28 protein-coding genes, 1 rRNA gene and 4 pseudogenes are annotated in these 26,708 nt (G+C 44.4%); 20 read left to right on the plus strand and 13 right to left on the minus strand.

Features of this window, described 5'->3' with window-relative positions:
* Nucleotides 1–81 precede the first annotated feature (81 nt).
* Nucleotides 82–993 (plus strand): class A beta-lactamase, encoded by a 912-nt coding sequence (gene bla, locus AC5V8P_RS00005; RefSeq protein WP_064797164.1) that lies wholly within the window; start codon nt 82–84, stop codon nt 991–993.
* A gap of 144 nt (nt 994–1,137) precedes the next feature.
* Here bla and AC5V8P_RS00010 read toward each other — a convergent pair whose 3' ends face one another.
* Nucleotides 1,138–2,079: a zinc-binding dehydrogenase gene (locus AC5V8P_RS00010; protein WP_064797163.1), complete on the minus strand. Its 942-nt coding sequence runs from the start codon at nt 2,077–2,079 to the stop codon at nt 1,138–1,140.
* A gap of 121 nt (nt 2,080–2,200) precedes the next feature.
* On the opposite strand from AC5V8P_RS00010, the gene AC5V8P_RS00015 reads away from it, so the two are divergent.
* A complete protein-coding gene (locus AC5V8P_RS00015; protein WP_063211989.1) occupies nt 2,201–3,079 on the plus strand; it encodes a hypothetical protein in 879 nt (292 codons plus the stop codon).
* Nucleotides 3,080–3,453: 374 nt separating this feature from the next.
* Here AC5V8P_RS00015 and AC5V8P_RS00020 read toward each other — a convergent pair whose 3' ends face one another.
* Both AC5V8P_RS00020 and gap read right to left on the minus strand, forming a co-directional pair.
* Nucleotides 3,454–4,830 carry an MFS transporter gene (locus AC5V8P_RS00020; RefSeq protein WP_231116876.1) on the minus strand — a complete coding sequence of 459 codons (1,377 nt, stop codon included), beginning with the start codon at nt 4,828–4,830 and terminating at the stop codon, nt 3,454–3,456.
* A gap of 39 nt (nt 4,831–4,869) precedes the next feature.
* Nucleotides 4,870–5,880, minus strand: coding sequence for a type I glyceraldehyde-3-phosphate dehydrogenase (gene gap, locus AC5V8P_RS00025; protein WP_063211988.1), 1,011 nt, complete (start codon nt 5,878–5,880; stop codon nt 4,870–4,872).
* A gap of 268 nt (nt 5,881–6,148) precedes the next feature.
* On the opposite strand from gap, the gene AC5V8P_RS00030 reads away from it, so the two are divergent.
* The 4 genes and pseudogenes from AC5V8P_RS00030 to AC5V8P_RS00045 all read left to right on the plus strand — a co-directional run bounded on the left by AC5V8P_RS00030 (nt 6,149) and on the right by AC5V8P_RS00045 (nt 9,884).
* Nucleotides 6,149–6,748 (plus strand): TetR/AcrR family transcriptional regulator, encoded by a 600-nt coding sequence (locus tag AC5V8P_RS00030; RefSeq protein ID WP_063211987.1) that lies wholly within the window; start codon nt 6,149–6,151, stop codon nt 6,746–6,748.
* A gap of 465 nt (nt 6,749–7,213) precedes the next feature.
* Nucleotides 7,214–7,765, plus strand: a pseudogene (locus AC5V8P_RS00035) (LysR substrate-binding domain-containing protein); the annotation flags it as partial.
* A gap of 387 nt (nt 7,766–8,152) precedes the next feature.
* Nucleotides 8,153–8,893, plus strand: a complete 741-nt coding sequence (locus AC5V8P_RS00040) for a pentapeptide repeat-containing protein (RefSeq protein ID WP_231116887.1) — start codon at nt 8,153–8,155, stop codon at nt 8,891–8,893.
* Between the two features lie 673 nt (nt 8,894–9,566).
* The gene (locus tag AC5V8P_RS00045) at nt 9,567–9,884 is read left to right on the plus strand and encodes a hypothetical protein (protein ID WP_495473539.1); all 318 of its coding nucleotides are present in this window, start codon (nt 9,567–9,569) and stop codon (nt 9,882–9,884) included.
* Here AC5V8P_RS00045 and AC5V8P_RS00050 read toward each other — a convergent pair.
* From AC5V8P_RS00050 to AC5V8P_RS00070, 5 genes are read right to left on the minus strand one after another with little or no spacing between them, the layout of a single operon-like run.
* Nucleotides 9,865–10,161 (minus strand): spore coat protein, encoded by a 297-nt coding sequence (locus AC5V8P_RS00050; RefSeq protein ID WP_063211982.1) that lies wholly within the window; start codon nt 10,159–10,161, stop codon nt 9,865–9,867. The two genes, AC5V8P_RS00045 and AC5V8P_RS00050, sit on opposite strands and share 20 nt — an antisense overlap.
* Nucleotides 10,162–10,172: 11 nt before the next feature.
* Nucleotides 10,173–10,373: a hypothetical protein gene (locus AC5V8P_RS00055; protein WP_064797162.1), complete on the minus strand. Its 201-nt coding sequence runs from the start codon at nt 10,371–10,373 to the stop codon at nt 10,173–10,175.
* 31 nt (nt 10,374–10,404) lie between these two features.
* The gene (locus AC5V8P_RS00060) at nt 10,405–11,541 is read right to left on the minus strand and encodes a zinc-dependent alcohol dehydrogenase (protein WP_064797161.1); all 1,137 of its coding nucleotides are present in this window, start codon (nt 11,539–11,541) and stop codon (nt 10,405–10,407) included.
* Nucleotides 11,538–11,924 carry a spore coat protein gene (locus AC5V8P_RS00065; protein ID WP_064797160.1) on the minus strand — a complete coding sequence of 129 codons (387 nt, stop codon included), beginning with the start codon at nt 11,922–11,924 and terminating at the stop codon, nt 11,538–11,540. Before AC5V8P_RS00065 ends, AC5V8P_RS00060 begins: the two co-directional genes overlap by 4 nt.
* Nucleotides 11,925–11,936: 12 nt before the next feature.
* Complete coding sequence (locus AC5V8P_RS00070; protein WP_063211977.1) at nt 11,937–12,179, minus strand: hypothetical protein; 243 nt, start codon at nt 12,177–12,179, stop codon at nt 11,937–11,939.
* Between the two features lie 190 nt (nt 12,180–12,369).
* Here AC5V8P_RS00070 and AC5V8P_RS00075 point away from each other — a divergent pair, with 190 nt between their 5' ends.
* The 9 genes from AC5V8P_RS00075 to rrf all read left to right on the plus strand — a co-directional run bounded on the left by AC5V8P_RS00075 (nt 12,370) and on the right by rrf (nt 18,600).
* Nucleotides 12,370–12,651 (plus strand): hypothetical protein, encoded by a 282-nt coding sequence (locus tag AC5V8P_RS00075; RefSeq protein ID WP_064797159.1) that lies wholly within the window; start codon nt 12,370–12,372, stop codon nt 12,649–12,651.
* Between the two features lie 541 nt (nt 12,652–13,192).
* Nucleotides 13,193–14,278, plus strand: a complete 1,086-nt coding sequence (locus AC5V8P_RS00080) for an L-dopachrome tautomerase-related protein (protein ID WP_064797158.1) — start codon at nt 13,193–13,195, stop codon at nt 14,276–14,278.
* A 238-nt stretch (nt 14,279–14,516) separates the two neighbouring features.
* Entirely contained in the window at nt 14,517–15,068 is a 552-nt protein-coding gene (locus AC5V8P_RS00085; RefSeq protein WP_063211971.1) for a TetR/AcrR family transcriptional regulator, read from the plus strand.
* Nucleotides 15,069–15,453: 385 nt separating this feature from the next.
* Nucleotides 15,454–16,305 carry an SDR family NAD(P)-dependent oxidoreductase gene (locus tag AC5V8P_RS00090; protein ID WP_044785942.1) on the plus strand — a complete coding sequence of 284 codons (852 nt, stop codon included), beginning with the start codon at nt 15,454–15,456 and terminating at the stop codon, nt 16,303–16,305.
* A gap of 15 nt (nt 16,306–16,320) precedes the next feature.
* Nucleotides 16,321–16,836, plus strand: coding sequence for an FAD-dependent monooxygenase (locus tag AC5V8P_RS00095; RefSeq protein WP_064797157.1), 516 nt, complete (start codon nt 16,321–16,323; stop codon nt 16,834–16,836).
* 88 nt (nt 16,837–16,924) lie between these two features.
* Nucleotides 16,925–17,170 carry an FAD-dependent monooxygenase gene (locus AC5V8P_RS00100; RefSeq protein ID WP_064797156.1) on the plus strand — a complete coding sequence of 82 codons (246 nt, stop codon included), beginning with the start codon at nt 16,925–16,927 and terminating at the stop codon, nt 17,168–17,170.
* A gap of 183 nt (nt 17,171–17,353) precedes the next feature.
* Nucleotides 17,354–17,722 carry a putative quinol monooxygenase gene (locus AC5V8P_RS00105; protein ID WP_231116875.1) on the plus strand — a complete coding sequence of 123 codons (369 nt, stop codon included), beginning with the start codon at nt 17,354–17,356 and terminating at the stop codon, nt 17,720–17,722.
* A 95-nt stretch (nt 17,723–17,817) separates the two neighbouring features.
* Entirely contained in the window at nt 17,818–18,150 is a 333-nt protein-coding gene (gene csaA, locus AC5V8P_RS00110) for a chaperone CsaA (protein WP_064797154.1), read from the plus strand.
* A gap of 333 nt (nt 18,151–18,483) precedes the next feature.
* Nucleotides 18,484–18,600 (plus strand): 5S ribosomal RNA (rrf, locus tag AC5V8P_RS00115).
* Between the two features lie 20 nt (nt 18,601–18,620).
* On the opposite strand, the gene AC5V8P_RS00120 is transcribed toward rrf, so the two are convergent.
* Complete coding sequence (locus AC5V8P_RS00120) at nt 18,621–18,833, minus strand: hypothetical protein (RefSeq protein ID WP_155762552.1); 213 nt, start codon at nt 18,831–18,833, stop codon at nt 18,621–18,623.
* 420 nt (nt 18,834–19,253) lie between these two features.
* On the opposite strand from AC5V8P_RS00120, the gene AC5V8P_RS00125 reads away from it, so the two are divergent.
* Nucleotides 19,254–19,508, plus strand: coding sequence for a hypothetical protein (locus AC5V8P_RS00125; RefSeq protein ID WP_063210381.1), 255 nt, complete (start codon nt 19,254–19,256; stop codon nt 19,506–19,508).
* On the opposite strand, the gene AC5V8P_RS00130 is transcribed toward AC5V8P_RS00125, so the two are convergent.
* The 3 genes from AC5V8P_RS00130 to AC5V8P_RS00140 all read right to left on the minus strand — a co-directional run bounded on the left by AC5V8P_RS00130 (nt 19,505) and on the right by AC5V8P_RS00140 (nt 23,176).
* Entirely contained in the window at nt 19,505–20,608 is a 1,104-nt protein-coding gene (locus tag AC5V8P_RS00130) for a Ger(x)C family spore germination protein (protein WP_064797153.1), read from the minus strand. The two genes, AC5V8P_RS00125 and AC5V8P_RS00130, sit on opposite strands and share 4 nt — an antisense overlap.
* Entirely contained in the window at nt 20,605–21,663 is a 1,059-nt protein-coding gene (locus tag AC5V8P_RS00135) for a GerAB/ArcD/ProY family transporter (protein ID WP_231116874.1), read from the minus strand. Before AC5V8P_RS00135 ends, AC5V8P_RS00130 begins: the two co-directional genes overlap by 4 nt.
* A gap of 64 nt (nt 21,664–21,727) precedes the next feature.
* The gene (locus AC5V8P_RS00140; protein WP_064797151.1) at nt 21,728–23,176 is read right to left on the minus strand and encodes a spore germination protein; all 1,449 of its coding nucleotides are present in this window, start codon (nt 23,174–23,176) and stop codon (nt 21,728–21,730) included.
* A gap of 602 nt (nt 23,177–23,778) precedes the next feature.
* Here AC5V8P_RS00140 and AC5V8P_RS00145 point away from each other — a divergent pair.
* The 3 genes and pseudogenes from AC5V8P_RS00145 to AC5V8P_RS00155 all read left to right on the plus strand — a co-directional run.
* Complete coding sequence (locus tag AC5V8P_RS00145; RefSeq protein ID WP_063210385.1) at nt 23,779–24,222, plus strand: ASCH domain-containing protein; 444 nt, start codon at nt 23,779–23,781, stop codon at nt 24,220–24,222.
* A gap of 42 nt (nt 24,223–24,264) precedes the next feature.
* Nucleotides 24,265–24,558, plus strand: a pseudogene (locus tag AC5V8P_RS00150) (IS4 family transposase); the annotation flags it as partial.
* Between the two features lie 667 nt (nt 24,559–25,225).
* Nucleotides 25,226–25,475, plus strand: a pseudogene (locus AC5V8P_RS00155) (RidA family protein); the annotation flags it as partial.
* Nucleotides 25,476–25,938: 463 nt separating this feature from the next.
* Here AC5V8P_RS00155 and AC5V8P_RS00160 read toward each other — a convergent pair.
* Nucleotides 25,939–26,358 carry a TetR-like C-terminal domain-containing protein gene (locus AC5V8P_RS00160; RefSeq protein WP_231116873.1) on the minus strand — a complete coding sequence of 140 codons (420 nt, stop codon included), beginning with the start codon at nt 26,356–26,358 and terminating at the stop codon, nt 25,939–25,941.
* A gap of 28 nt (nt 26,359–26,386) precedes the next feature.
* On the opposite strand from AC5V8P_RS00160, the pseudogene AC5V8P_RS00165 reads away from it, so the two are divergent.
* Nucleotides 26,387–26,581: pseudogene (locus AC5V8P_RS00165) on the plus strand (alpha/beta hydrolase); the annotation flags it as partial.
* Between the last annotated feature and the right edge of the window lie 127 nt (nt 26,582–26,708).

The following is a 26,708-nucleotide window of genomic DNA, read 5'->3' on the forward strand; positions in this document are numbered from 1 at the left end:
ACATCGGGCAAATGCGGTATAACCTGCTGACAGGGGTTCAAATAGACGATATATTTTTAGAGAAAGAAGGATAAATAAATCTTGAAAAAATATGTATTAAATACAAGTAGAATAGCTTTATTTGCGATGACAATCTTTCTTGTGCTACTCGTTGGCTGTACAAAACAGGGGGCTTCAATTCCGCCTACTGAGAAGGAGCCGCCAAACTCAAACGCAGCGAATGTGGTTTTTAAACAGCTTGAAACCAAGTTTGACGCGCGGCTGGGCGTATATGTTATTGATACGGGAACAGGGAAAGAGGTTGCCTATCGGGCTGATGAACGTTTTGCCTATGCATCCACCTACAAGGCACTGGCAGCAGGCGCGGTCCTGCAGCAGAAGTCTAACGATGAACTAGGCAAAGTCATTAAGTTTGCCAAGGATGATCTGGTCACGTATTCACCGATTACGGAACAGCATGTGGATACCGGGATGAATCTCAAGGAAATCAGTGATGCGGCCATTCGTTATAGCGACAATACGGCAGGAAATTTGCTGTTAAAGGCGCTCGGCGGACCCGAGGGGTTTGAAAAAGCGATGAGAGACAACGGTAACACTGTGGTTATGGCCAACCGTTATGAGACAGAGTTGAACGAAGCGATTCCTGGGGACCTCCGTGATACGAGTACGCCCAACGCCCTTGCCAACAGCTTCAAAGTGCTGACGATTGACGATTCCATGCCTAATGACAAACAAGAGCTGCTTATCGGCTGGTTAAAGGAAAATACTACCGGTGACGAACTAATTCGGGCGGCTGTGCCAGAAGGCTGGGTAGTTGGTGACAAGACAGGCGCAGGAAGCTATGGCACACGCAACGATGTTGCCATCGTATGGCCTCCGGATCGGGAACCGATCATTATTGCCGTAATGTCCAGCCGTGATACCGAAGATGCAGAGTACAACAATACCCTAGTCGCTGAGGCAGCCAAGGCGGCCTTTAAGGCTCTGGAGTAAGCGTAGCGGAAATATAAAGGTCAAATAGCCGGGTTCATTGAAAGGCAGCGGTACTCCCACTCAAACGAGTAAGGGTGTACTACTGCCGTTTCTTTTTCAGATTCGTTTTTAGATTCCTGGGATTATAGTTGCAAACTTATATAATCAATCTAAGTGAAGCACGGCTTTGCCCGAGAATTTCCGTTCCTTAAGATTACAGGCAACCGTGTCAATTTCGGTCCAAGGCGCCTCCACTTGGATTCGTGGGATTAACCGCTCATCTATGACCAGCCGGGCCAGCAAACTCAGATCGTCCGCGACTGATTGACGAGTGAGTTCCTCACCTAAAAAGAAGCTGTACAAGGTTCTTCCTCCGCTGGTCACCATATTCTTCATATCGATCATTGCGGTATTTGAAGAGGAAAATCCTACCGCAACGCAAATCCCTTGGGGCGCTAGCTGCGGCAGCAACGCCGCCAGTGTATTGCCGCCTACTGAATCGATGATCAGATCGTACGGCCCAAATTTGCTGGCTGATGAAATTGCGGAATATCCAATGATCACTTCGTCGGATCCGACCTCCCAAACAAGCTCCGCCTTTTCTTCCGTGCTTGCCGTACCTACAACGTATGCGCCGGATTGGACCGCAAGCTGATGGGCGAATAGCCCAACTCCGCCGCTAGAGCCTGTAATGAAAATCCGTTTGCCAAGCAGCATGCCGCCTTTTCGAAGTGCATAAAGAGCCGTGAGCCCTGCTACGGGGAGGGTAGCCGCCTCTGTAAAAGTGAGTTTGTCGGGGATTTCGGCCACCAACGATACGGGGGCAGCCACTTGCTCGCTCCAGGCTCCCTTCGGGAGCAAACCAACAACCCTGGCCCCTTTTTGCGGTCCTGCGCCGTTCTCTGCCGGCTCGATGACAATCCCGGCGAAATCCCAGCCAGGACGGCTAAATATTTCCTGATTTTTAGCGTCACTCACTTCACCACGGTTGAGTGAGACGGCCTTCACTTGCACAAGCGCTTCCCATGGCTTAGGCTGCGGGGCGTCAACTTCCTTGAAGGCCAAATGAGACGGAGCATGCGGATCAACAACAATAGTACGAATCATATCGGTTTTCCTCCATGTTGGTTATGGTCATTAGATGACCTTCATTTCAATGAGGAGTATACTTTAAATAAAGGTTCGGCCCAAGTGCAGAACTACACTTCATAAGAGAAGGGAAGAGAAGATGGATATAGATACGGAGAATTCCAGACATAGAATCGTAATGGGAGAAATTGAAGCCCTGCGGATAAAACGCCAGCAAAAGCTTGTCGATCGACCTCAACCGTCCTTGAAACGATTTACTCAACAAGAGCTGAACGACGAGGCTTTTCCTTCGTATAAAAATCTGCTGGTTGGACGTACCCGCCGCATACCGACCCGCCAGACGATAATAAATATTGCAGAATATCTTGAGTGTACATCCGACGAGCGTAACGATTTGCTTTTGGCAGCCGGTTTTCTTCCAATTCAGACCGAATTGTATGGACGGTCGTTAGAGCGTGCATTAGAGTGGGCTCAGGAAACGATGAGGAGTATTCCTTTTCCTGCCATGGTCGTAACACATACTCAGGACATCAAGGGATTAAATGAGCCGTTTCATCAATTGTTCGAAATCCCTCTCGACCGTTCATATGATGAGTTAATGAATAGGGTCGATTTACATTTTAATTCTGGTTTTCCTATCCGGTCCCGCTCCACGTTTGACAAGGCGTCGTTTAAGCAGTGGGAGGAGCACATCATAAACGGAATACAAGCCTTTAAGAGTGAGCACATGCTCTCGCGTTATGATGCGTGGTATCAAAAATTGCTGGATAGAGTTCAGAAATATAACGCATGCGAATATCTAAGTGTGCCGGATGTAGGGGGAAATGTTGATCAAATACAAACAATTCTAGCCAGAATGGAAAGCTCCGGAGACCTTATTCCCGTACGCTACAGACAGGTATCGATTTCCGCAGGCGGCCGCTTATATCCGCAAATTGAGGTTTTCCTGCCGGTAGATTCTGCCGCGCGCACAGTTTTCGAGAACCTAGGATGTCCAGTTGATTGTGCATTTGTCTAATCCGACACTTACAAGAGAATGGAATCAAAAATTTATTGGTAGCTGATAATTCCCAGTGGTTTATTAAACTCCCTCAATATGATTTAGTTTTCTCACTCAGGCTCATGAATTCGCAGGATTTCACCGGCAGCTTCTGAATATTTGGCCAGAATTTTGCGAATTCCCCGAGCGGTATATTTTTTCTTCCATGATGATTCACGCTTAATAGCCGCCTAGTTGAGGCTTTTTGTATTTTAACGATATAAGTTCTTGTCAGAACCAGAAGACAAGAACTTATATCGTTAGCCGAAAAAGACAAGAACATATATGGTTAACCGTAATGATATGTGTTATCAATTAATCAATCATATAAACTTTACTTGAGATAAAGATGACTACGTGGCTTTTTGGGCTATTCGTCTTAGGTACAGAAAAGCACACAAGTTGGCTATAAGCGCTACCACGGCCAGTCCCCAGAATAGGTTTGCATACGCTTGGCTAGCCGGAAGATGCTTTTGCCATTCCATTGCGCTAGATATCACGGCAATACTGAAAGCGCCGCTGATAAACTGCATCAGTTGGAACAATCCCGTGCCTGAGCCAATTTGGGAGGAGGGTAATATGCAGGAGATTTCGTTTGACACACTACTGCTGATGATGGCAAAGCCTAAGTTCATCAGCATGTACACGAAAACATTCGCTACCCAATATTGGGTACCCACTCCTGCGAACAATACGGCCGCCAATAGTATGACCATAGAAGTCGTACGCAACATATTGCTGTTTCCATGCTTGTCGATCATCGCCCCGATCATTCTTGATAGCAATGTGGACAAAATAGCCCCCGGAAAAATAACAAAACCGGCCTGACTTGCGCTCAAACCAAAATGTTTCAATAGCATTAGCGGCAACAAAAACAGCGTGGCAAAGTTGCATAAATAGGATAAGACCCCGATTAAGGCAAGCACAAGATAGGTTCTGTTAGCCAATAATGACGGTAGCACAAACGGGTGCTTCGCGCGGCGGATACGCAGAGTAAAGACGAACAGACCTGAGATTCCAATCAACAAGGCAATGGGATGATGATTGGTTAAAAATAACAACAGGCCCGCCTTACCTGTGCTCAGTGCCACTGTCCCCAGTAAATCGAAAGACCGTTTGGACAGCGACTCTTTTGGAATATAACGCACGAGTAGCGGGGCGATGCACAACAGCAAGGATGTAATTGCAAATAGATACTTCCAACCGATATATTGCACCACAAAGCCGCCAATCACCGGACCTAGCCCAAACCCCAATGAAACGGAGGACATGATGAACGTCATCGGTTTTCCCCTCCGCGCCAGCGGTACGTAACGGGTCAGAAGAACGATGGACAAGGAGAGCGCCGCACCGGCACCGGCAGCTTGTACAACGCGGGCTGCAAGCAGCACCCAGAAATGGTTGCTCAGCATCGCCCCAACCGACGCGCCTCCCGTCAAAACCAGACTAATAGCGAACAACCGCTTCAACGGAACAAAATCAGACAACCGACTGTAGGTGATCGACGAGATGGCGAACATGATAGAATAGCCGGTGACCGTCAACGAAACGATAGATGACGGCAAGTTAAAATAATGGCTTATATCGTTTAACGCCAAATTAAACATGGCCGTATTCATCGAGACCAACACAACGGTAATGCAAAGCAACGTAATAATGACGCCTTCATGGGGGAGAAGGAGCACTTCGTTTTTCTCGACCTTCATATTGTTGTTGAGTACGTCCTTCATGGATTTTCCTTCTTTTCATCTTTTGATTTTGGAAAGTTATTACCTAGCGATCTTAGCGAAGTACTCCAGAGTGCGAACCAGTTGGGCTGTGTAAGACATTTCATTATCGTACCAAGCTACAGTTTTCACCAGTTGCTGGTCACCGACTGTCAGAACTTTCGTCTGCGTGGCGTCGAAGAGCGAACCAAATGTGATGCCTCTGATATCGGAAGATACAATTTCGTCTTCCGTGTAGCCGTAAGTATCTGGATCGGAAGCTTCTTTCATTACAGCGTTAACTTGCTCAACCGTTACCGTGGTATTTAAAACGGCAACGAGTTCAGTCACGGAACCTGTTGGTACAGGTACACGTTGGGATGCTCCATCCAGTTTGCCCTTAAGTACCGGAAGAACCAGACCAATTGCTTTTGCGGCACCGGTGGAGTAGGGAATGATGTTCTCCGCAGAGGCGCGCGCAGCGCGGAAGTCGCCTTTTGGATTCGGAGCGTCAAGCGTGTTTTGGTTGCCCGTGTAAGCGTGAACTGTCGTCATTAGCCCAGATTGGATACCAAACTTGTCGTGCAAAGCTTTAGCCATAGGGGCCAGGCAGTTCGTTGTGCAGGAAGCACCGGAAATAACCGTTTCCGTTCCGTCCAGCGTGTCATGGTTCACGTTGTATACGATCGTTTTCATATCGCCTGTAGCAGGGGCGGAAATGACAACTTTCTTCGCTCCGCCTTTCAGGTGAAGCTCGGCTTTTTCTTTCGTAGTGAAGAAGCCTGTACATTCGAGAACAATGTCAACGCCAAGCTCTCCCCAAGGGAGTTCTTCAGGATTCCGTTTAGCCAAAACCTTAACCTCTTTGCCGCTTACATTGAAGGATCCGTCATGGACTTCAATGTTACCGTGAAAAGTGCCTTGCGTTGTATCATATTTGAGCAGATAAGCTAACATTTTAGCATTCGTAAGGTCGTTAATCGCTACAACTTCGACACCTTCCACATCTTGAATTCGGCGAAAAGCGAGTCGTCCGATCCGTCCAAAACCGTTAATGCCTACTTTTACAGTCATTGAAAAATCCCCCTAAATGTTTTAATTTTTTCAAAACAGGCGGATGCCTGTCATGAAATCAAAGAAGTCAGCTCTTCCATAATCAGTGCACCTACGTACCTTTGGTGAATGGCCCAGCCCAGTGCTATTTCATTTTGGAATGGTTTGCTGTATAATAAAAGAGACCGATTGGTATCTTTTATATTATCATGATTCTAGTAAATGACAAGACACAATTGTATAATTTGTTTAAACAAATGAAATAGAAAAAGTTCATACGGAGGAGCGCATGAAAAAAGGGGATAGAACACGGGAGCACATCATTATAAAATCGGCTGAAATTTTTAACCAGAGAGGATATGCCGGTACATCGCTAAACGATATTATTGCCGACACCGGAATCAAGAAGGGGGGCATCTATCGACATTTTGCCAGTAAAGACGAGATAGCGCTTGAAGCCTACAATTATGCTGCTAGCATGGTCACCAGAAAATTTTTAGAGGCGGTTGATCAAGAGCAGTCTGCGTCAGGAAGGTTGATTGCTTTTTTTCGTGTTTATGAGGATGTTATCAACGATCCGCCATTTATTGGAGGGTGTCCCATGCAGAATACGGCTGTGGAGAGTGACGATACTCATTCGGAGCTTTGTGGTCGGGCAAGGCAAGGGTTGCATACCTTCTTGGATATGATGAAAAGTATTATTCGTGACGGCATTCAAGCTGGGGAGTTTAGAGAAGATCTGGATGTGGATGCGCTAGCATCATTTGCATTTTCCTTGTTGGAGGGGGGGATTTTGCTCAGCAAGTTGGATGGGGATAACAAGCACATGTTGATGAATATAAAAATCTTCTCGTCCTATTTGCTGCAATGCTGCTTAAAGACCAGTTAATCTGGTGTACTGGCACATCGGAATGAACCGGGCATAATCGATGACAGCTCAAGTAGGGCTGCATTCAAAATATATCAAGGACAGATTAAATACCTGGAAAATCTCCAGTGATCTAGGATTGACAGCAAAGCATACAATTTAAAACAAAAAAATAATCCCTAATTGGGGTTATTTTTTAACAAGTCCTCAGTGATGTCGTTTATGGAGGCCGTCGAGGCTCGCCATACGCTATCTGCGGCGGACCTTCGAACACACGGAGAACTGCAACAAAAAGCAATGCGATGGTTATTTGAACAAGGCTTTATTTTTGTATCGGAACTGGTCCTACGAGAAACAAGAGCTTAAAGGAAAGACGGATGCAGGCTTACTTCTTCCGGCTAAGCGAGGCAATTCACTTGAAATAGCCGTGACATCCTCCCTAATGTACAGTGACAACAAGTTTACCCCTACTAGGTCCTTGCTCAATATCATAAAGTATATCCCAAAGTTGAATTATCTCTTACAACAGAATTTTCGGGCGAATTGATCGATAAAATCAAACATTTCGAACTAGACGCGGCGTTTGTAAAAGCCCCAGCCAACGATCCTGATATTGTTAAAGAGCTTCTTTATGAAGAAGAACTTGTACTCATTTTAAACAGTGATTACAATGACATTGAAAAAGTACTCGCGAAGCCTTTTCTGATGAACACTAAAGGCTGTTTTCAACGAGAACTGCTCGAAAGTTGGCTAAAATCCGTTGGTATCCATTCCGTAAGGTACATGGAATTCAATCATCTCGACGCCATCGTCCAAGGAGTAATTAGCAGGCTTGGATCATCGCTTGTTCCTTATTCCGTCATTCAGAGATATATAGGTGAAAATAAGTTACGATACTTTCCACTTCCAGCCAAATACAAAACAATTCAGATCAGCCTAATTAGAAAAAAGGATAGCTTAATGACATCAGCGTTTGAAAAGTTTGTTCAAGCTTTTAAAACTTATGTATGGACTTTAAAAAGCAGAAAGCACATCTGAAGGAGAGACGAACTTTATTGGGCACATTAACTTTTGGTGTATTATCATAGCTGCTGCAAGACCAATAAGGAGTCATCTGTTATACTCGTGTATTCTTGATTGCCATATTGCCAATTCACTTTTTTCAGAACAAATGTTTTTTTGTTACTTCGCTTAATGAGGTTGGATCCACAAGTCCCCATTGATAACCACCAAGCACTCTACGCCTATTATTATTATTTATTAACAGCAATGGTCTGGGAATGTGCAATGTTGTATCTGGGTGCGTGCTCAGTGATCATTTTTTGAAGTTTACGATCTCACAAGAAACCAAAATAAGGTATTCATAATTGCAAAAGATTCTGAAGAAATGGTAGGGTGATAGGGATGAGAAGACTTGTGTCTGGTATGTCAGTAGACAACGAATTATTTTCTGATATTGTCAGGTATGAAGACGAAACTATAAGGGGAACGACCATAATAAACTCGAATGTTGGTTCACCTATATTTTGGAGCTGTAACCTGCATCATCTTGTTTTTGATACCTGCGATCTTACGAACGCGAGATTTTTTGCCGGTAGTACGATTGATAATTGTACATTTATTCGTTCAGACTTGCGCTCTGTTGGCATTGCCAGAGACGAAGCTGTTTTCACCAATTGCGAATTTTCCTCCTGCGATATGAGAGGGATGACATTGGAGAATGCTACGTTTATCGACTGTACCTTTTATAAATGTAGATTCAATGACCGGATTTTACAAGCGGCGAATATCGTCAATTGTTCCTTTGCCGGCAAGCTAGTGGATATTACGTTTGAGGGAAATGGCAAACAAAAGCTAATAGCCAATTTTGAAAACTGCATCCTTGACGGTGTTCGTTTTGTGAACTGTGACCTGACGCAATGTACTCCGCCAAAATCCAAAAATTATCTGTATGTTGAACAGGTATCCGCACGTGTGAAAAATGCTTTGACGAAGATAGACGATGACCCTAGTCTATCTGACGATGATCGGAAAGTACTGGTACGCAGTCTGCGCAAGCTTGAGTATATGGAACAATATATTTTTAACACGGCGCATATGAAGAAAATATATGGTGATGTTTTTGTTGAGCGATTTTTCAGTAGTCTGGAATGTAACAATGCGTAGACCTAAACAATAGAAATTATATAGGATAATGACGGGAACAGTATATATGTAAAAGGAGTTCGCTTGAAATCATTACCCTCGGCGGATCACTGTATGGTAGTTGGATAGTCTATTATGTTAAATTGAACAGCATACAATGGAACTGATCTCATGTTTGTTGATTTAAAACCAATAATAGGGTAGAAGATATTTGAACAACACTGAAAACAGGATAGAGGCATAAATGGTGCTATTTACACAACACAGGGCTAAAATTGTGAGGATTCATGCAGGATCGTGTATCGAAGGAACAGTATCGAATACGCCAGGAAGTTTTTTTATCAGCATCAATAGATGCATTGCCGGCTAGAATAGTTTCGAGAAAGCACAGGGAATCTGAAGTTGAAACTTTAACAGCAACACAAGCAAGAATTTGTTCTTGTTTTTTTATGCTGAATTATCGGATACTCAAATTTATCCAGAGGAGCTTACCCTTGAAAGGGGAGTGGTGGATAAACGATAAAAAGACCCTAACTGGTCGTATTGCTCAAATAGATAGAAAAACTGTTCCTATCAGGGAGGAAGTTCGTTTTTTCTTTTTAAGGATTTATAAAATTAGTGTAGTCGACTCTTAGCTGGCTTAAGATTAATAGAGTAAAACTGAATGCTTCCTTAAGTTATTTTCTCGAATTAGATGATTAAGGATGTGGCACGTCAATCAAAACTCAATTCTTCTTTAGAGGAAAATATTCAAAAACTGTATGAGCGGGGATTCATAAAGTGCGTCGCGATAACCATCAGAAGCAAAACAAACGAAGAAACGTTTGTTCAAGTGAGTTTGACACTAGCCGCAATAAGTGCGGAGCGTATCCGCCCTTATTGTATTGTTGGATTCTTGACACTGGGAACATTTTGTTCTCTGAAGTCTAATCAAACAAAAACGCGCCTGAACCATTGTGGTTTTGCGCGTTTTGCCGGGACGAAATACGGTGTCATGACGGAATGTTCATAGCGGTCTGAATGTTTTTCAGATCGAGTTGAATTTGCTCTGTAAAATGGTAAGGATGGTATAGCCCCCGCTCCATCATGTAGATTGTTATCTTTTCATGGGAGTCTAAGGCTTCGTCGAGCTGTTTCATCAAAATTTGCTTGATTTCGGGGGTGGCACATTCGGTCACGGCCATGGCGTAGTTTCTGACACCGCTCTTGGCGTTCATCAAAAAATCCATTGCGATGACTTCGTCGGTCAGTGTATGAAGCCCTGTGATGTGTTCTAATATTGTGTTCATGTTTTTATCTCCTATAGGGTCATTTTAGACAACACTCCATCGAGCTCCTGAAGTTGCTGCTGTGATAATTGCACGTCTTGCTGCAAAATTTGCATGAGCTCCGGGTCTGTCACGAGAGCTTGCATGGTTTTGGATTTAGTGTTGCAAACGGTCTTAAACGCAGCTATTTCATGAACCTCCAGCATCTCATGCAAAGCATAATTGGAATTCATTCGGATTGTCCTCCCATGTATCTATCCATATTCAAGGCTTTAAGACAACTTTGATGCAATTGTCCGTTTTCGTATCGAACACTTCATAGCCGCGCTTAGCCTCGCTGAGCGGAATGACGTGCGTAACAATGTCTCCAGGGTCCACTTTGCCCGAAGTAACCAACTCGTACATATACGGCATGTAGTGAATGACCGGAGCTTGTCCGGAACGAATATTCACGTTGCGCTGCATGATGTCGCCGAGTGGGAATCCGTTATAACGTCCGCCGTATACCCCAGTGACTTGGATGGTTCCGCCTTTGCGGACAGCCTGAGACGCAATGATAAATGCGCTCATGGTGCCACCTTGAAGCTTCAAACCACTGGCTAGAAATTCGAGGTCGCTCATCTTGCCGTCCATCCCCACTGCATCAATCACGACATCGGCACCGCCTTTGGTCATTTCCTTGAGAGTGTTGCCGATATTCTTATCCTGTTCGAAGTTTACGATTTCCACATGGTTCGTTCGCTTCGCATGCTGTAAGCGGTAATCGACATAGTCGACGGCTATGACCCGCTTTGCTCCTTTCAGCCAGCAGAATTTCTGGGCCAGAAGTCCGACCGGACCGCAGCCGAGCACGATGACCGTATCTCCATTCTTTACGCCGGCGTTATCTACGCTCCAAAACGCCGTCGTCATGGCATCGGCAATCAAGCTTAGCTTTTCATCCGGTTGTTCGCAGTTTTCAGGAATCTTGAAGTGGGTAAAATTTGCAAACGGAACTCGTAAATACTCGGCTTGCCCGCCAGGGTATCCGCCGGTCGTTCCGGAGTAGCCAAAATATGCGCCCATATCTCCGTGTTCGTTTGACTTGTCACATTGGCTTTCTAGCTGATTTTTGCAAAAAAAGCATTCTCCACATGCGATGTTGAACGGGATGATTACTCGGTCGCCTTTCTTTACATTTGTCACACCGGGGCCTACTTCTTCTACGATCCCCATCGGTTCATGCCCGATGACATAGTTCTCTTGAAGGTTAGGGATCATCCCGTGAATAAGGTGAAGGTCAGAACCGCAAATGGCGGTACTGGTAATCTTTACGATCATATCGTCCGGCTTCTTAATCTTCGGATCAGGCACCTCTTTGACCACGACATTTTTAATCCCTTGATACGTTACCGCCTTCATGCTTTATGTCCTCCAATATGTTCATCTGGGGTCCGATCAAACATCCCTTTACGCGACGTATCATCCGAGAACAAATTCATCTGCCCGATCATCACCGTATTTTTCGCCGAAAGCTGGTCGAGTTGGTACTGTTCGTTCAGTTCGTAAGGATGAAACCATTTTTTGCGAATCATGAGCTCTGAGACTTCTTGGTGCATTGCAATCCCCTGCTTAAGATGATTGCGCAGCAGCGCTCTTACATCTGGAGAAGCCGTTTCCGTCAGGGCGATGGACAAATTTCGCACCCCCTCCTTGGCACGAAGAAGGAAGTCCATTGCAAAAGTCATGTCTGCCATTTCCGGCATGTTTAATGAATTAATCGGGTCTAAATAATCGGTATTCATTTGCGTTCCCCTTTAATGTGTTATAGGTGTCGGGCTATTCGGAACAGGTGCTTGGAAAGGAGCTCTTGCATAGATTGCTTGCAGCTCAGCGATCTGTTGTGTGGATTGAATTACGTCTTTCTGCATTAACGCTTTTAACTCTTGGTCAAAGACTAAGCCCTGCATAAGTTTTGACTTAGCGAGGCAGAGCGTTTTAAAATTTAACGCTTCATGCAGTTCCATCGATTCGTGCGGCGCTAACGCTGGAGTATTCATTGACAAATTCTCACCTCCTTTTTTCACCAAAGTTAGATTTCCCAACGCATCGCATCTTATACTAAAGTTGATTGCTGGAATTGTGTGATCCATATACTCCTATTTAGTTGCAGGAATACAAACAAAATATCAACTGCATACTTATTACTGTTTAAATTAATGATCTTTGCTTAAGGGAGGAGGACACACCTTGCCTAATGGAAACAAAATTGATCTAGCCACTGAAGGTGCAAGAAAACCGGCAGAAAGTGCACTTAACTCGAGCGGCAATACGCTGGAGAAACATGCTTCTAACGCGGTTTCTGAGGTGCAAACGGCTTTAAATCAGGCGATGAACTCGATAAGTAAACCTAACGCGGCAACAAATTCACAAGCTTTGGAGACGGCCCGGCGGCAATTAACTCAGGCAGCGGAATTTTTAGATCAAGCGCAAACTTCAGCAAACGCATTACGTCTGCCGGACCAACAATAAAATGCTCTTGGCTCAGTTAGACTTTCAGACGAACTACTTGCCAAAGGCAACGGAGAGTCACCGTCAAAAGGCTTCGGCTTGCGCCGAAGCCTTTTGTTTTTTGAGATGTCTTGGACATTTTCAAAAAACTTAATTAAATTCGTTATTATTAAGCAGTGAATCCCCATTTATACAATATGCCGGCTTTGATCTCTTCCTGAAGTCAGCCTATCTTCATTTTAGAAATTATATCGACAAAAATTAGCTCATCTACGTATTTGAGCACCGCACACTCATTCAAAAGATTAGTATTACAGGCAGCAAAGTGAAATCCGCATCGCCAATGTGTCGCATGATGCCACTTACCTGCACGGATGTTGATGACTAACCAGCTACAAACTGGTCGGCATCATAAAATTGAGGCGCAACAACCAGCAGAGGGTTACTCTACTCTGCGTCTATGTTTTGGTTAGAAAAAGAATCAGCTAGGCATTAGAAAAAGTTTTAAACATATTATAGGTAATATCCGTTCAAATATGGTGGGGAGGATATCAAAAAACCTATGTTGCCTATGGAAGAATATTTCGGTAAGTTAGAACTCGTTTATTCATTTTATGGGGCTATGCCTACAGGCGTTAGTGTGTCAGAAACCGGGCGTATCTTCATTTGCTTTCCGAAATGGGGAGATGACGTTAGATTTACGGTAGCGGAAATTGTTGAGGGTCAGTTGCAGCCTTATCCTAATTTAGAAACGAATTTGATCAACCCATTGAATATCGCTATGTCCTTCATCAGTGTCCAAAGTGTTGTTGCAGATGGAAGGGGAACCCTGTGGGTACTGGATACCGCTGCACCAAATTTTTCTGAGCCAATTAAAGGAGGGGCAAAATTAGTCGCGGTAGATTTAGAAACAAATACAATAAGGAAAGTATATATATTTGCAGATGATGTAGTCTTGCCGACAACGTATTTGAATGATGTCCGATTTGACTTTCGTGTAGGTAAAGCAGGTTACGCATATATAACGGATTCTTCTTCCAATGGTCCAGGCGCTATTATCGTCGTAAATTTAGAAAACGGAAATGCGTATAGACGGTTGCATGGAGCCAGCTCAACCTCACCCGATCCTTATTTTCTACCGAAAGTGGAAGGCAAAATTTTGATGAATCGAAACGCGGATGGTTCGACATCTCCCTTTCGATTGGCCTCTGATGGTATAGCCATTTCCCCTGATGGAAAAATGTTATTCTATTGTCCATTAACCAGTCGCCAGCTATACTCGATTTCAACAGAATCGTTAAGAGACAGAACGATACCGGATTTCAAGTTAAGTGATCTTGTGCAGTATTGGGGAGAGAAGGGGGCATCTGATGGGATGATCACGGACGCAAAAGGAAACGTTTATGCTGGAGATTATGAAAACGATAGTATTCGAAAGATATTGCCGAATGGAATCATGGAAACCATCGCCCATGATCCCAGAATTTTATGGCCAGATACTTTTTCTATTGGTCCGGATCAATACTTATATGTAATTGTGAACCAATTACATAGACAGGCAAGATTTCATTATGGAAAAGACCTGCGAAAAAAACCGTATAGTTTACTACGTTTGAAAATTGATGAATTACCTGCACCTACCTTTTGATAAATAGAACCCATTGTTCAAATTGACTCTATTGCGTAGATCATGCATTTTATTTTTTATTATTTTGAGGAATTTAAAGGCTTCCGAACGGCTGTCTACTGAATTAAGGGGAACGATAGCTCAATAAAACTAAAAGAGGCAGTGTTTCACGATGTTGTGATCTCAAACGGGATGACATGGTCACACGAGTACAATCCTCGTCATGGACATACCTATATAGCACTGCTATAATAGAAGTATGAACACATATGACAAAATATTAGCAGCTGCTCTTAAGGTACTCGAAGAAGAGGGCGGAGCCCAATTTTCGACGCGAGCTGTCACTTCGATCGCACAGGTTACGGCTCCTACACTCTACCACCATTTCGGTAATGCCGATGGACTCCTGAGTGCAGCTATAGTGGAAGCGTTCAAACAGTTATTTGAAAGCAAAATTGCTGCAGTGGAGTCCCCTATTCCAGAAATGGCGCTTCGTCAGGGATGGGATGACTATGTGCGCTTTGCGGCAGCCCGTCCACGGATTTATGCGGCGATGATGGGGCGGCTGCTCGAGGGTGCCCATATCGAGGCGGCAGATCAGTCGTACGAAGCACTGGTGCAAAATGTTCAAAGAGTCGCCGCCGAAGGAAAACTGGCTGTTTCAGCCGAAGCTGCGGCAGATCTGGTCTGGGCTTCCGCCAACACGGCCTCATGGCTGTATGTGACGGCCCAAATTCGCAAGGCACCTCCCCCCCAGCCCGACGTCGTTGATCTCATTCGGGAAAGCGTAATGCAGATCATTTTGATCTAAGGCCGGACGCCGGTTCAAAATGAGGGATCGATGACAGAACCTGGAGACTCCGGACAAAGCCCCATTGGGGCTTTGTCTTGTTTCATGGTAAAGAGATGAAGCACCACAAATAGTGGCACATAAGAGAGATCGCCTATCCAAGCAGGATGGCGATCTTTTTCATTTTCAGAGGGTTTTGATGAGCTTATTCCTCACGGCACGGTATTTCGTGAGCGTCGAAGTACATCACGTTGCGCCCGCCAAAAATGATGTTCAGGTCGCGAGAGGACAACACTATGCAAAAATGTATAGCACCGCTATAGACAGTTCTGTATAGCGGTGCTATAATAACCGTATAACAGTGCTATACAGCGATCCATAATTTATCAAACTCAGGAGGTTTACAATGCCATATAACACTCAAGAAATGGTTGTCGTCACAGGTACTTCAAGTGGAATCGGCAGGGCTACCGCGGAGAAGCTCGCCGCTGACGGATTTCACGTTTTAGCTGGGGTTCGCCGTCAAGAAGATGCCGACAAAATCAAACAAAAAAATATCGAACCGGTGATTCTCGATGTTACCGCTATCGACACACTAAGGGCGCTGGCCGAACGAGTGGAGCAAGATCCGCTTGGTCGCCCTTTGCGCGCCGTGGTCAACAATGCCGGCATTGCCGTTAATGCACCTCTTGAGATGGTTCCGCTGGATGAATTTCGCCGTCAGATCGAAGTCAGCGTGATCGGGCAGGTCGCAGTTATTCAGGCGCTTACTCCGGCCTTGCTGAACAGCGGCGGACGCGTAGTCAATATCGGATCCGTTGGCGGTAAAATATCAATGCCCGGTTTCGGAATTTATTCGGCTGCAAAGTACGCGATGGAAGCGATCAATGACAGTCTCCGCAGGGAGATGTCCTCGTTCGGACTCAAGGTCATCATGATTACTCCGGGCGGTGTCAGCACCAGCCTGTCGGAGAAAGGGGTTACGACAGCCGATCGGCTGTCCAAGTTGATGACACCCGATCAGCACAGACGCCATGATCGTCTTTTTGACGCCGTGAAGGCTCAGGCTGAATCATGGGCAACGGACGGTATCCCTCCTAAGAAAGTGGCAGAAGTGGTTTCACGGGCCATCCACGAAAGTAAGCCGCGCACCCGCTATACGGCCGGCCGCGATTCGGCACTGCTGACCCGACTGGTTCGTATTCTCCCGGATAAACTCCTCGACCGGATGCTCCGCAGCCAGATGAAGCTGCAGTAAATGGGAGTATGAATGATGTTACAACAACAGTTTGAACATGCCATTATTGTTGGTGGATCTTTAGGTGGACTAATGATGGGACTTGCGTTATCCCGTTCTGGTTATGCAGTGACTATTCTTGAACGTGCAGATTTATCATTAAGGAATGGTGCTTTTATTCGCCTACACACAAAGCCTTATTCTAATAGTGAAATTGAACGAGAACTAAGCAATTTGGCATCCAATGGTAACAACAATGTTGAAGCCTGGTCAGCCATTCAAGAACGTTTGCTCAATGCGGTCGCTAAAGAACCTGGTATTACCCTTCAGCACCATACACGAATTGTTAGTATTGGGCAAAATGAATCTTCTGCTTGGGCTACTAGCGAAAAGGAGCAGACGTTTAAAGGAGACTTTTTGATTGGCGCAGATGGATATCGCAGTATTGTCCGCCGTTATTTAAGCCCTGACAAACCATTTGCAGATTATGCTGGCTATTTGGTTTGGGTAGGGAAAGTGGAGGAAAAATTGCTGCAGAAGAAAGACTGGTAAAAACGTCAGCTTTCGAACGCTTATTTCAATGATAGTGCTGCCGGTACATTGACTACTGCGATGATGCCAGGGATAGAGGGGAGAACCAATGCTGCTGGAAGAACTATCACAAACCAGCCAAGCCCATTGGAGCAAAGAAGATGATGCTATTTTGCAAATCGCGATCAAGGATCGCAGTTTAATTGGGGCACCTGTTAATGAATACATCCCTAATATATTGTCAAAAGGAAGAATAGCCATGATTGGAGACGCAGCTCATACCATGTCGCCAATGTCGGGCGCAGGCTTTAATAACTCACTTGATGATACGGTTGCCATCATGGACGCGATTTAAAAGTATCCGAATTCGATAATAAATGCTTTGAGTGAATACCAAATACGTCGTTTAGATGTGGCTCGTCAAGATGTTCTTGCGGGCCAGGGCTTTAATCGTTCTTTTGGTTGCTCATAACAGCATTATGCTAAGCCATTGATACACCAGAATTTCATGCATAAATAGGCAATTCCATTTGAGAAAATGCTAAAGCAAAATTACGAAGTATATAAATTAGGAGGAATTAGCATGAACGATACAAAGAACCGTTACGTTACTGTACTTTGGGAGGCGAGAGCTAAGGCAGGAAGAGAAGCTGAGATGAAGGCATTCATGACGGCTGCTGTCACCCCGTCGCGCAACGACCTGGGCAACATTGACTACGAGGCTCACGAGGTAGAAGGCAAGCCTGGCACATTCATCATCTACGAACGCTGGGAAGACAAGGATGCTCTCGATCGGCACCTGAACGCCCCCCGGATGCAGAAACTGGTACCCCAGCTCTTGGAATTGATGGAGGGATCCATTGAGGAAGGGATTCGACTCCTGAAGCCGTTTCGACCAGCGCAGTAAAATACAACACCGAGCGGAATTCATTAAGTTCTGTCGGGAAAGCGTGAGAGATATTTTTGAGAGCGGCTAAAGACTTTAGAGGGGGAGGTAAAAGATTGGCAACGATCGATGATTTTGCAGCACTAGATATGCGTGTCGGAACGATTAAGGAAGCGGAGTTTTTTGAAGAAGCAAAGATCCCTGCGATAAAGCTTAAGATTGATTTTGGAACGGGGATCGGCTTGAAATCTTCAAGTGCACAAATAACTAAGCGTTACAAGGTTGATGAAGTTGTAGGAAAGCAAATTATAGGAATCGTTAATTTTCCTCCTCGGCGCATTGCTGGATTCAAATCGGAGGTATTAGTTTTGGGAGGAGTCCCGGAAAAAGGAGATGTTATTCTATTAAAACCGGATACTGAAATACCTAACGGTACTCCTATTGGATAAGTTAGATGACGAGAACTTGATAACATTCCCGATATGATGTCATCGACGTCGACAGTCGCTCTTTGATTGAACAACGCGTAGAAGTTAACTCAATACAATTAAGAAAGCAGCTGAGTAGTGTGTGAACTGCACCCCAATTGTTGGACACCATCTAACAGATCGGAGGTGCAGTTTTTTGTCAAAATTTAATATGGACTTGAAGAGCATTGAGAAATCCTTAGAAAGAGTTCGACAAAGGGAATATTCGAGAAAGAGATGTAATCAAGAATTGGTTTAGGATCCAGTTTTCAGGGTGTAACACCTTGAAGGTAGAATTCACGATGTGAATTCATGTTTGGTGGCGATAGCGGAGGGGTTCCACACGTACCCATCCCGAACACGACCGTTAAGCCCTCCAGCGCCGATGGTACTTGGACCGCAGGGTCCTGGGAGAGTAGGACGCCGCCAAGCAAGACAAAAAAGCACACCCCTTAATGGGATACGCTTTCAGATTGTTGAGAACCCCATGTCTGATGAAAAGACATGGGGTTCTCTTGGTTTAATCCGTTCTTTCGGGTGAAATAAACGCCAGTCAGGCATCCTTCGCTTTCCTTTCCAGATGGAAGGCGACCTTTTTGGTTAGCAGCCATGAGCAATTGTTCTGTCGCATTACGCAGTCCAAAACGTCGTGAGCTGTTTAGCATCAGTGAAGCTTCGCTATTTGTTTCAACATTAACGCGATGTCATGTTAAACTACGTAGAAATAAGAATAGCTGTTGAGACTTTCTCAAAAACCTGAATCCCCGTTTTTCACGGGGAATTCTCTGCTCGGGTTTGGAAAATGCGCTTTTCGCTCAATAGGCGATCAAACCCATTGAATCTAAGAATTAACTTTATGGATACCCGTACAGCTCATGGCCATTCAGGTATTTGCTTCAAATTCCGAACGATACCCTATCACTTGTGGGCTAAACTTTTTTTTGTATGAGTTGGCTGGGCTATAATTTCTTTTGGCTGTAAAACCTGTTTGTTTGTAGGAGGAATCTTGAGCATACAGGTACAGCTTTTACAAATAAGAGAACCCTTAAAATAACTTAACTCTTCGGTGGACTGACAAAATTTACATGAATGTCCTATGCGCAGGACAAGAACTTGATCCCATTGCTTATAATGGACAAGAACATGGTACTATTCCCGATAAAATGGAAGCCTTCTACGATGAAAATATGGGTTCTATAAGCATCGTAGATGAATCTGATAAGGTCATCTCGTTGGTGCAACTTAAAGAATCCTTACTTTCTGCAGGGCCCAAATTTAACTTCCCCTTAAATTTCCCATACATACCTAAAGAGGGGATTTTGACACACAGCAAGTACTAACGATGATTTTGATAAGAAGGAATTGCCGGGAGTGGGTTGAGTGTAAGGTGAACTTTCACCTGATAATTTAGACTTCTTTTTGTTTTCTGCCACTCTTCTCCGGAAATAGGCTTTGAGAATGGATGAAGTGCTACATATCCCATAGATAACGGGTCTACATCCCACTTCTGCATTTGCTGAAGAAGTTCCGTTGTACGCTCCTTCAGAAAGTTTTCAATTTCACTTTGCAATTCCATCAGGTTGTTTGTATCGCCTAAATAACGATCTCCCTGATATTCCACCAGTCTGGCGTACAAATTGACATTCACCGCGTAAATGCTGTCGCCGCGGTTCCAATGAAGGTCTACTTTTGAGCGAACCTGGCCGAGAAGAATGGAAAACTCAGGGAGGGGCAAAAGTTTAATATAATTTACATTATCCAGCAGCTGGAAGATGTGGTCTTGTCGGAGGGAAAGTTTTCCCGCCATTTTATCCTTCTGGAAGAGGCCGGTACCTTTATACTTAAAATCATCCGCAGTTGCTTCAAACACGGGTAGGACCGGATCCGCTAAAGGATTATGATATTTTTGCAAAAAGCGGTGCAGATTAATGACCGTCATCGTGCCCTGCTGTTTTTTTTCATAATGTTTGAACATACGATACAAAAAATACTCCAGATCCTTCTGTTTCTCAGTATTAGCTATGATATATTCATCGAAATTTCCGTGGACGACAACAAGATATAAGCGCTGTGTTGTTTCCGGGTCCAATAATAGTGAGGCAATTAGAGGCGCAATTCCCTTGCGGGCCAGAGATTCGCTGATAAAGAGTATCCGAAGCTGCCCGAGCTTGTATTCGCGGTAATAATTAAGGCTGAGATACTTTCTGCCTTCTTCGAGCATATGCACCTCTTTGGTAATCAGCTTTTTGGGCTCATTGGTAAGCGGAGGTGCCAGAGTGCTAATTTTGATTTTACCTTCGCTGCCTTCGCTGAGAGAAAGAAAGGTTACCGGGGCAATTTCTTCGATGGTATTGTTCTCGGTAAGCGGTGCACAAGACGTCATTAGCGGCAAGCTTAATATCAATGTCAGGATGATGAGCAATGCTCTCCGTAGTTTCATATAGATGTGTTTCCTTTCCGCCGCATTGCGATCAGCAAAAGTATGGGAACCAAAAGAAAAGTAGCCGCTTCCGAGTACATGAAAAATCCGGGCCAAAGGTTCTGGAGCGTATCGGCTTTCCAGAGTTTTTCGTTTGTAATGACAAGGAGGATGCCCATAAGGAAGCAGCTGGCTAAATATCCGAACCGGCTGTTTTTTTTGAGAGTTTTGCCTGCTGTGATCTGCAGGGCCCCATAGAACATCAACAGAAGCAGCGAGACGGCAAAGACGACGTTAAACATAAAAAAAGAAATCAGCAGGATTTCAATCCGTTCGAATATAGGGGATTGCAGGTAACTGATCATATTGAGCACCGGATACCCGGCCGTCTTCAAATACTCGTGTCCATAATAGAGGACAGTGGCAACAAAAAGGAGCAGGTATTCAAGTATAGTGAATAGATTAGCAATGGTCAGGTGTTTAATCGTTTTTCGATCCGGCTTCAGCCATGGCACTAAAAAGATAAGGTACTCCGGACCCGACAATGCCGCCCAGCAGATAACAATACCTTTCCAGGAGTCAACCGGCGACTGAACCGGTATCAAGGGATACAGTTGTTTATAATCTGCGACCGGCGGGAAATAAAAAGGAAGATAGCAGAGGATGAGCCATACGGAACCGAGAAAAGCAATCACAATGAAACGGAGAGTCCTTTCCATTCCATGAGAGGCTACGTAACAGCTTATCAATAAAATGGCGATCAACGGAACAGTCTTATTCATCACGGGGAAAATATACTCATGTACAATCCCGCTATATCCCAGTACGATCACAGAAGTTTTGAGGAACAGCGGAATCAGCCCGACCGCAGCCAGCAGCCGAATGGTTTTGGGACCAAGCAATTCCTTAAAGCCTTCAAGCCCCCGTGCCGCCCAGGGAGATGTCAACCACTTGGACAACATCCACAGCATCAGCTGAGAGAGAAGTCCCAATCCCAGGATCACCCAAACCATATAGAAATGGGCCAGGTACATAGGCATGATGAGAAAATAATAAAGCATTTGAAGTCTGTTCATGAGCAGCCCGGTATACAAGTTGCCAAGCGTTTCCTTTTTACCGAACAGCGTGAATGCGGACATGTCATCGTCTCCTGCGGCTGTATCGCCATTTATTCAACGGTTTCAAATAGGAAGGTCGCGTTTCCATCCAATGAAGATTTACCCTCACTACAAAATCTTTCCAGTCCTTAAAATAAAGGGGGGTCAGAGGAGCCAAATAGGGCTCTCTCAGTGAAGTTAATCCGTTCAAATGCGCCAGCAGAACGATTAAGCCTAATATAATTCCGAATATACCGAAATAAGCGGCTAAACAGAGAAAAGTCAGCTGGATGACCGTATTTGCTTTGGATATCTGGTAATTCGGCGACAGAAAAGAGGCGATCCCCGATACACCTAGAAGAACGATCAGCACTTTGCTGGCAAAACCGGCTTCAACCGCTGCCTGTCCAATAACAATACCTCCTACGACACCTAAAGTTTGGCTCGTTTTATTCGGCATCCTTAAACTGGCCTCTTTAATAATTTCCAATATTACGAGCATGATCAACCCCTCCCAAAATGGGGTGAATGGAAGCTTGCTGCGGGATTCAATCAGGACAAAGAGAAGAGGCAGAGGGATCATCTGGTAGTGATGGGCCGTTAAGGCAACATATACCGGAATTAGTATCAGCGACAGAAAAAAGCTGAAGAACCGGAGTAAACGCAAAAAACTAGCGACTATCCAGCGGTGGATATAGTCTTCGGGCGATTGGAAAAGATGAAAAAATGTTATAGGTCCGATCAGAGCAAATGGAGAATTGTCTACCAGGATCACGACCTTGCCCATGGCCAGCGAATAAGCGCATTGATCGGGTCGATCCGTTTGCTGCAGCTGCGGAAAGAGGCTGTTGCTGTGATCTTCGATAAAAACTCCGATTTGGCCAGAATCAAGAAATATATCATAGTTCAAGGCAACTAACTTCTCTTTAGTGTTAGAGATAAGGTTAGTATTGGTTAAACCCTCAATGTATAGCAGAGAGACTGAAGTAGAACTAAGCGAACCGGCTGTGAACTGTTCCGACTTCAATGTACTTAAAGGAAGCCGCCGGCGAATCAAAGTTATATTCTGATCAATCTGCTCCGTAAAACTATCCTGCGGCCCGTAAATAATGGTTTCCGTTTCTGATTTTCCTACAGGACGACCCAGTGTAATCGGAAGAAGAGTGGTCCACCATTGATTTAACGCAGGCTCATGTACGATCACCGCTGCCCGCATCAGTTGCTGTTCTGCATCTTTAAGTGTATGAATTTCTGTGAATTTACAGTTTAGAATACGCTCCGGAACCGGTCTGTCATTTATAGTAAGCAATGGCTTCAGGATAGATTCATTGATGCGTGCCTCATCGACCAGCGTATCCAGATATATAATCCAAATCGGATTTCCGGAAGGTGGGCAACGTTCAATGATACTGGCTTCTGATATGCCGGCAAGCATCGTTTTTAAAACATCAAGGGTTAACGGATAGGTATTTATTTCGGAAGATTTCCACATGTAATCACCATTATCTTTATGAATTTTTCATTAAGCTTTATTATGGGCATTTGATTGGAAATTCATCCGTTCTTAGTTGAATTTAAGTGCTTTGAATGAGAAGGGACTCGCATGAATTCAGCCGCGTCTGTGCAAACGTGGGAAGAAATAATCGGGCTTAACGAGAGGAGTGACGTTAGATGAAAGATAAATTGATAATGAATCCATTCAAAGGCGTGTAACACCTTTCGGAAGTGTCTTGGAGGAAGTTCCCGTTCAACAAGCGGATGACGAAACTTATGCCAGAATAATGAGCAGCGTAGTTATACCTGAACCGATCGTTCCGACTGGTTGGAATTCAGAGTGCAATCCGCGATGGCGCATTGGAAATCGAGAGCAATGATCTTCAGAAGCTGCTTGGACGGAGGTGCGACCACGTCACTCGAAGAGGGTCTGCGTCAACTCGCAAACGAAATTCAGGCTTAATCGAGCGTGCTAAACAGAGGTTGTTCCCAAAGGTCTATTGCGAAAGGAGGGAATGCGTCCTTTTTATGCGGGAATGGAAAGTTTCGAGAATGTTTGGGGAATAGTAATTCATTATGACAGTAATGGAGCGTAGAGGAATGAAAGTATTATCCATGATTCAACCATGGGCGACTCTGCTTGTCCAAGGCGAGACTCTATATGAAACCAGATCCTGGAAGACCCGGTACCGCGGACCGTTGGCTATTCATGCAAGCCAGAAAGTCGATAAGCAGGCCTGCAAATATGAACTTCTACGTTCTTTACTCGCCAAGAATGGCTATACGGAACAAAGCCTTCCTACGGGGGTTATCCTTGCTACTTGCGAGCTTAGAAATTGTTATCAAGTTATCGACGCTAATCATACGTCAGCCATTCTGGATTGCGGGAAGGTTGTGACGGGTGAGGACTTCCTGTTAGGCGATTACAGCCCAGGTTATTTTGCGTGGGAAATAGCGGGTTTCCGTCTGCTGAATCCCTATATTCCAGCGAAGGGTAAACTGGGACTATGGGAACATCCGATAGACGAAGAGTTGATGATATGATTATGTAAACAATTAATTAATGGAGGTTCTGACTTCAGTCCGTCCTGCAATTTGCTGACCAGCCACACGACGATTGTGTTTTCCCTATACATACTGCTGGCGTGGCATCATCGGAAAAGCACGGATGCGCGTTCCTTTGACAGAATGTTTTATTTGTTGTGCAACGAAGTCGGTACGCTCGATTGGGTCGTTGCCCTGCAACAGCTGCGGATTTGATCAACCAAGTAGCCCTAAAAGCCGATAAGAAGATTTCAGTTCTTATTCGGCGTCAACTCGAGCAATGGATTGCCACTTTGACCAGTTACATCAAGCCTTGTTTCATGCTGCGAAAGTTGAGTTAGAATGTATGGGAGACCACTGCAAAAACACCCCCCAATATATTCGTTATGGAGAATAGGACGGGGCTCTGCGGGAAAAATCAAATTCGGCCCAAAAATAGAGATAAGGTTTCTCTTGATACATATTCACAAAACCCGTATTTTGTACATATGTCTGTATGGAGACTCAATGCCTTTTGCATCAAGACTTCTTATATGATGTGCCACATTATATAAGTTTGTTTATGAGTTATTCCCCTCGCTTGAAATACTAAGTTGTTTTTATATTTATCTACATAATATTTTAGCATTTTATTTTGCGCTGATGAATTTCCAAATACTTTCATAGCAACTTTAGATGGTGTATAAGATTTCATATTACAAAGCTTATTCTTCATATTTTCTCCATTAATGTTTCTCTTCTGCTCTTTCTTTGGTAAATTTGAACGGTGCTCATCTTCTTATTACAATCTGCATCTAGTTTAAAGATTATCGAAGGTAAGCTCATTTCAAGCATCTCTTCAATAACTTCCATTGTGGTGTAACTGCATGTTTAGACCAATTTGGAGAACCTTCGAGCCATTGGTAAAAAAATTTAAGCACAGTTCTGAAATATAACGATTTAAAATTTGATGTAGCACTGGTCTAAGTATTTCCAACCACTAATGAACGATGACAAAATTCCTATCGAGGCACAGACTCGGCAAACGCTGGAAAATCTTGATCGCGTGCTGTCGGGATTTGATGTCACGAGGTCGAACCTCGCTTATGTGGAGATCTATTTGACAAACGCTCAAGAACATTCCGAACCGGTCATCCGGCTGTTCAAGGAATACGTATGACACCACCGGCCTGCCAGCAGTCTCAGTCGGCGTGACATATCTGGCGTTCCCTGAGCAATTGATTGAAATTAGAGCCGTCGCATACGCGGATTAACTCGACTACCGTGGTCGGCGCAATAAGAGCGGTCTCGGATAGGCGCGACTGCCATTGGCATAAAACAGAACGGTCTTTCCAAATAAGTGTAAAACAGTCTCCATCTGATCGTCAGGTGGGGACTGTTTTACGTTTAAGCGCTCTTTAATCGCCTCGAATAAGGTAATGACATCGTTCTCGAAAAGGCATTTTGCTGATTCGATTTTTGTCGTGAACAAGGTCATGCGGCAATTGCTGTCTCTCCATGAGTGGCTTCCGCCGCAGGTCCTCCCCATTCAAATACAAGATGTCCCAAAGACCGCATGAATGAGCTATCGGACGGAGGCTAGCTAGTTAAATCTTGGTCGAATTGGATAGCCGGTAACGGTCTATGGCAGCATTATAATCAAAATCGGATGCGCCTAGCGGGATTCAAACAAGTTCACCGTCCAGTACCGCGAATAATGTAATTTAACAGGTCAATTTAGATCATAAGTTTCTCATATAATTGCACTACTTGCGCTGCTAAACCTTCAATATCACTATCTATTTCATCCAGTACATAAGCCTCCAGTACTCCCATGGTTGCTGTTCCTAAAAACTTCAAGAAAACATTCTTATCAATAAGGGGCCGTGAATCCTTATGAAGCTTTTTGTCTATCTCATCTGTAGTAAACGACAACAGCTTCCCGCGAAATGATGAAGCGCTTTTACTTTTAAACAAAGAAGCGAAAAACAATTTATGCTGCTCAAAATAAGAGAACCATATTATCGAACCCTCTATAATCCCCATATCTTTTTTTTGGTCACATATTTGTCGCAATTGCACAATATGGTCATCTACAATCTTATCTAACAGATCATACTTATCTACATAATGAAGATAGAATGTCTTTCGGCCCATATTGGCTTGTTCCGTAATACTTCTGACTGAAATCATTGTCGGTGGTGTACAAGGAGCATTTGGTTCATACAAGGATGGTCATGACCTTTATAACCGAGCTGCTTCTGAGAAAAAAGGTCTGTTCGTAGTAGAAGGGGCAGGCCACTATGACCTGTACGACAGACCAGAGCCAGTGAGTAAAGCCATTGAAAAATTAGGTGTTTTCTTCAAAGAAAATCTTTAATATTGATGCAACACAGCCATAAAACTGTCTTGGACGTATCCGTGTTGAAACAACACCAGGTATGTCCGAGGCTTAACGACGACGCGAAAGCTCTTTTTGAATCTACTAATACATTGACTCTTCACAA

It is taken from the genome of Paenibacillus sp. N119s, from assembly GCF_059447605.1.

Excerpts from the sequence above, each read along its gene's own strand:
- AC5V8P_RS00010 (WP_064797163.1), bottom strand. The coding sequence starts at position 2,079 with ATGATTCGTACTATTGTTGTTGATCCGCATGCTCCGTCTCATTTGGCC.
- AC5V8P_RS00015 (WP_063211989.1), top strand. The coding sequence starts at position 2,201 with ATGGATATAGATACGGAGAATTCCAGACATAGAATCGTAATGGGAGAA.
- AC5V8P_RS00020 (WP_231116876.1), bottom strand. The coding sequence starts at position 4,830 with ATGAAGGACGTACTCAACAACAATATGAAGGTCGAGAAAAACGAAGTG.
- gap (WP_063211988.1), bottom strand. The coding sequence starts at position 5,880 with ATGACTGTAAAAGTAGGCATTAACGGTTTTGGACGGATCGGACGACTC.
- AC5V8P_RS00030 (WP_063211987.1), top strand. The coding sequence starts at position 6,149 with ATGAAAAAAGGGGATAGAACACGGGAGCACATCATTATAAAATCGGCT.
- AC5V8P_RS00040 (WP_231116887.1), top strand. The coding sequence starts at position 8,153 with ATGTCAGTAGACAACGAATTATTTTCTGATATTGTCAGGTATGAAGAC.
- AC5V8P_RS00045 (WP_495473539.1), top strand. The coding sequence starts at position 9,567 with ATGATTAAGGATGTGGCACGTCAATCAAAACTCAATTCTTCTTTAGAG.
- AC5V8P_RS00050 (WP_063211982.1), bottom strand. The coding sequence starts at position 10,161 with ATGAACACAATATTAGAACACATCACAGGGCTTCATACACTGACCGAC.
- AC5V8P_RS00055 (WP_064797162.1), bottom strand. The coding sequence starts at position 10,373 with ATGAATTCCAATTATGCTTTGCATGAGATGCTGGAGGTTCATGAAATA.
- AC5V8P_RS00060 (WP_064797161.1), bottom strand. The coding sequence starts at position 11,541 with ATGAAGGCGGTAACGTATCAAGGGATTAAAAATGTCGTGGTCAAAGAG.
- AC5V8P_RS00065 (WP_064797160.1), bottom strand. The coding sequence starts at position 11,924 with ATGAATACCGATTATTTAGACCCGATTAATTCATTAAACATGCCGGAA.
- AC5V8P_RS00070 (WP_063211977.1), bottom strand. The coding sequence starts at position 12,179 with ATGAATACTCCAGCGTTAGCGCCGCACGAATCGATGGAACTGCATGAA.
- AC5V8P_RS00080 (WP_064797158.1), top strand. The coding sequence starts at position 13,193 with ATGTTGCCTATGGAAGAATATTTCGGTAAGTTAGAACTCGTTTATTCA.
- AC5V8P_RS00085 (WP_063211971.1), top strand. The coding sequence starts at position 14,517 with ATGAACACATATGACAAAATATTAGCAGCTGCTCTTAAGGTACTCGAA.
- AC5V8P_RS00090 (WP_044785942.1), top strand. The coding sequence starts at position 15,454 with ATGCCATATAACACTCAAGAAATGGTTGTCGTCACAGGTACTTCAAGT.
- AC5V8P_RS00095 (WP_064797157.1), top strand. The coding sequence starts at position 16,321 with ATGTTACAACAACAGTTTGAACATGCCATTATTGTTGGTGGATCTTTA.
- AC5V8P_RS00100 (WP_064797156.1), top strand. The coding sequence starts at position 16,925 with ATGCTGCTGGAAGAACTATCACAAACCAGCCAAGCCCATTGGAGCAAA.
- AC5V8P_RS00105 (WP_231116875.1), top strand. The coding sequence starts at position 17,354 with ATGCTAAAGCAAAATTACGAAGTATATAAATTAGGAGGAATTAGCATG.
- AC5V8P_RS00120 (WP_155762552.1), bottom strand. The coding sequence starts at position 18,833 with ATGCTAAACAGCTCACGACGTTTTGGACTGCGTAATGCGACAGAACAA.
- AC5V8P_RS00125 (WP_063210381.1), top strand. The coding sequence starts at position 19,254 with ATGAATGTCCTATGCGCAGGACAAGAACTTGATCCCATTGCTTATAAT.
- AC5V8P_RS00130 (WP_064797153.1), bottom strand. The coding sequence starts at position 20,608 with ATGAAACTACGGAGAGCATTGCTCATCATCCTGACATTGATATTAAGC.
- AC5V8P_RS00135 (WP_231116874.1), bottom strand. The coding sequence starts at position 21,663 with ATGAACAGACTTCAAATGCTTTATTATTTTCTCATCATGCCTATGTAC.
- AC5V8P_RS00140 (WP_064797151.1), bottom strand. The coding sequence starts at position 23,176 with ATGTGGAAATCTTCCGAAATAAATACCTATCCGTTAACCCTTGATGTT.
- AC5V8P_RS00145 (WP_063210385.1), top strand. The coding sequence starts at position 23,779 with ATGAAAGTATTATCCATGATTCAACCATGGGCGACTCTGCTTGTCCAA.
- AC5V8P_RS00160 (WP_231116873.1), bottom strand. The coding sequence starts at position 26,358 with ATGGGCCGAAAGACATTCTATCTTCATTATGTAGATAAGTATGATCTG.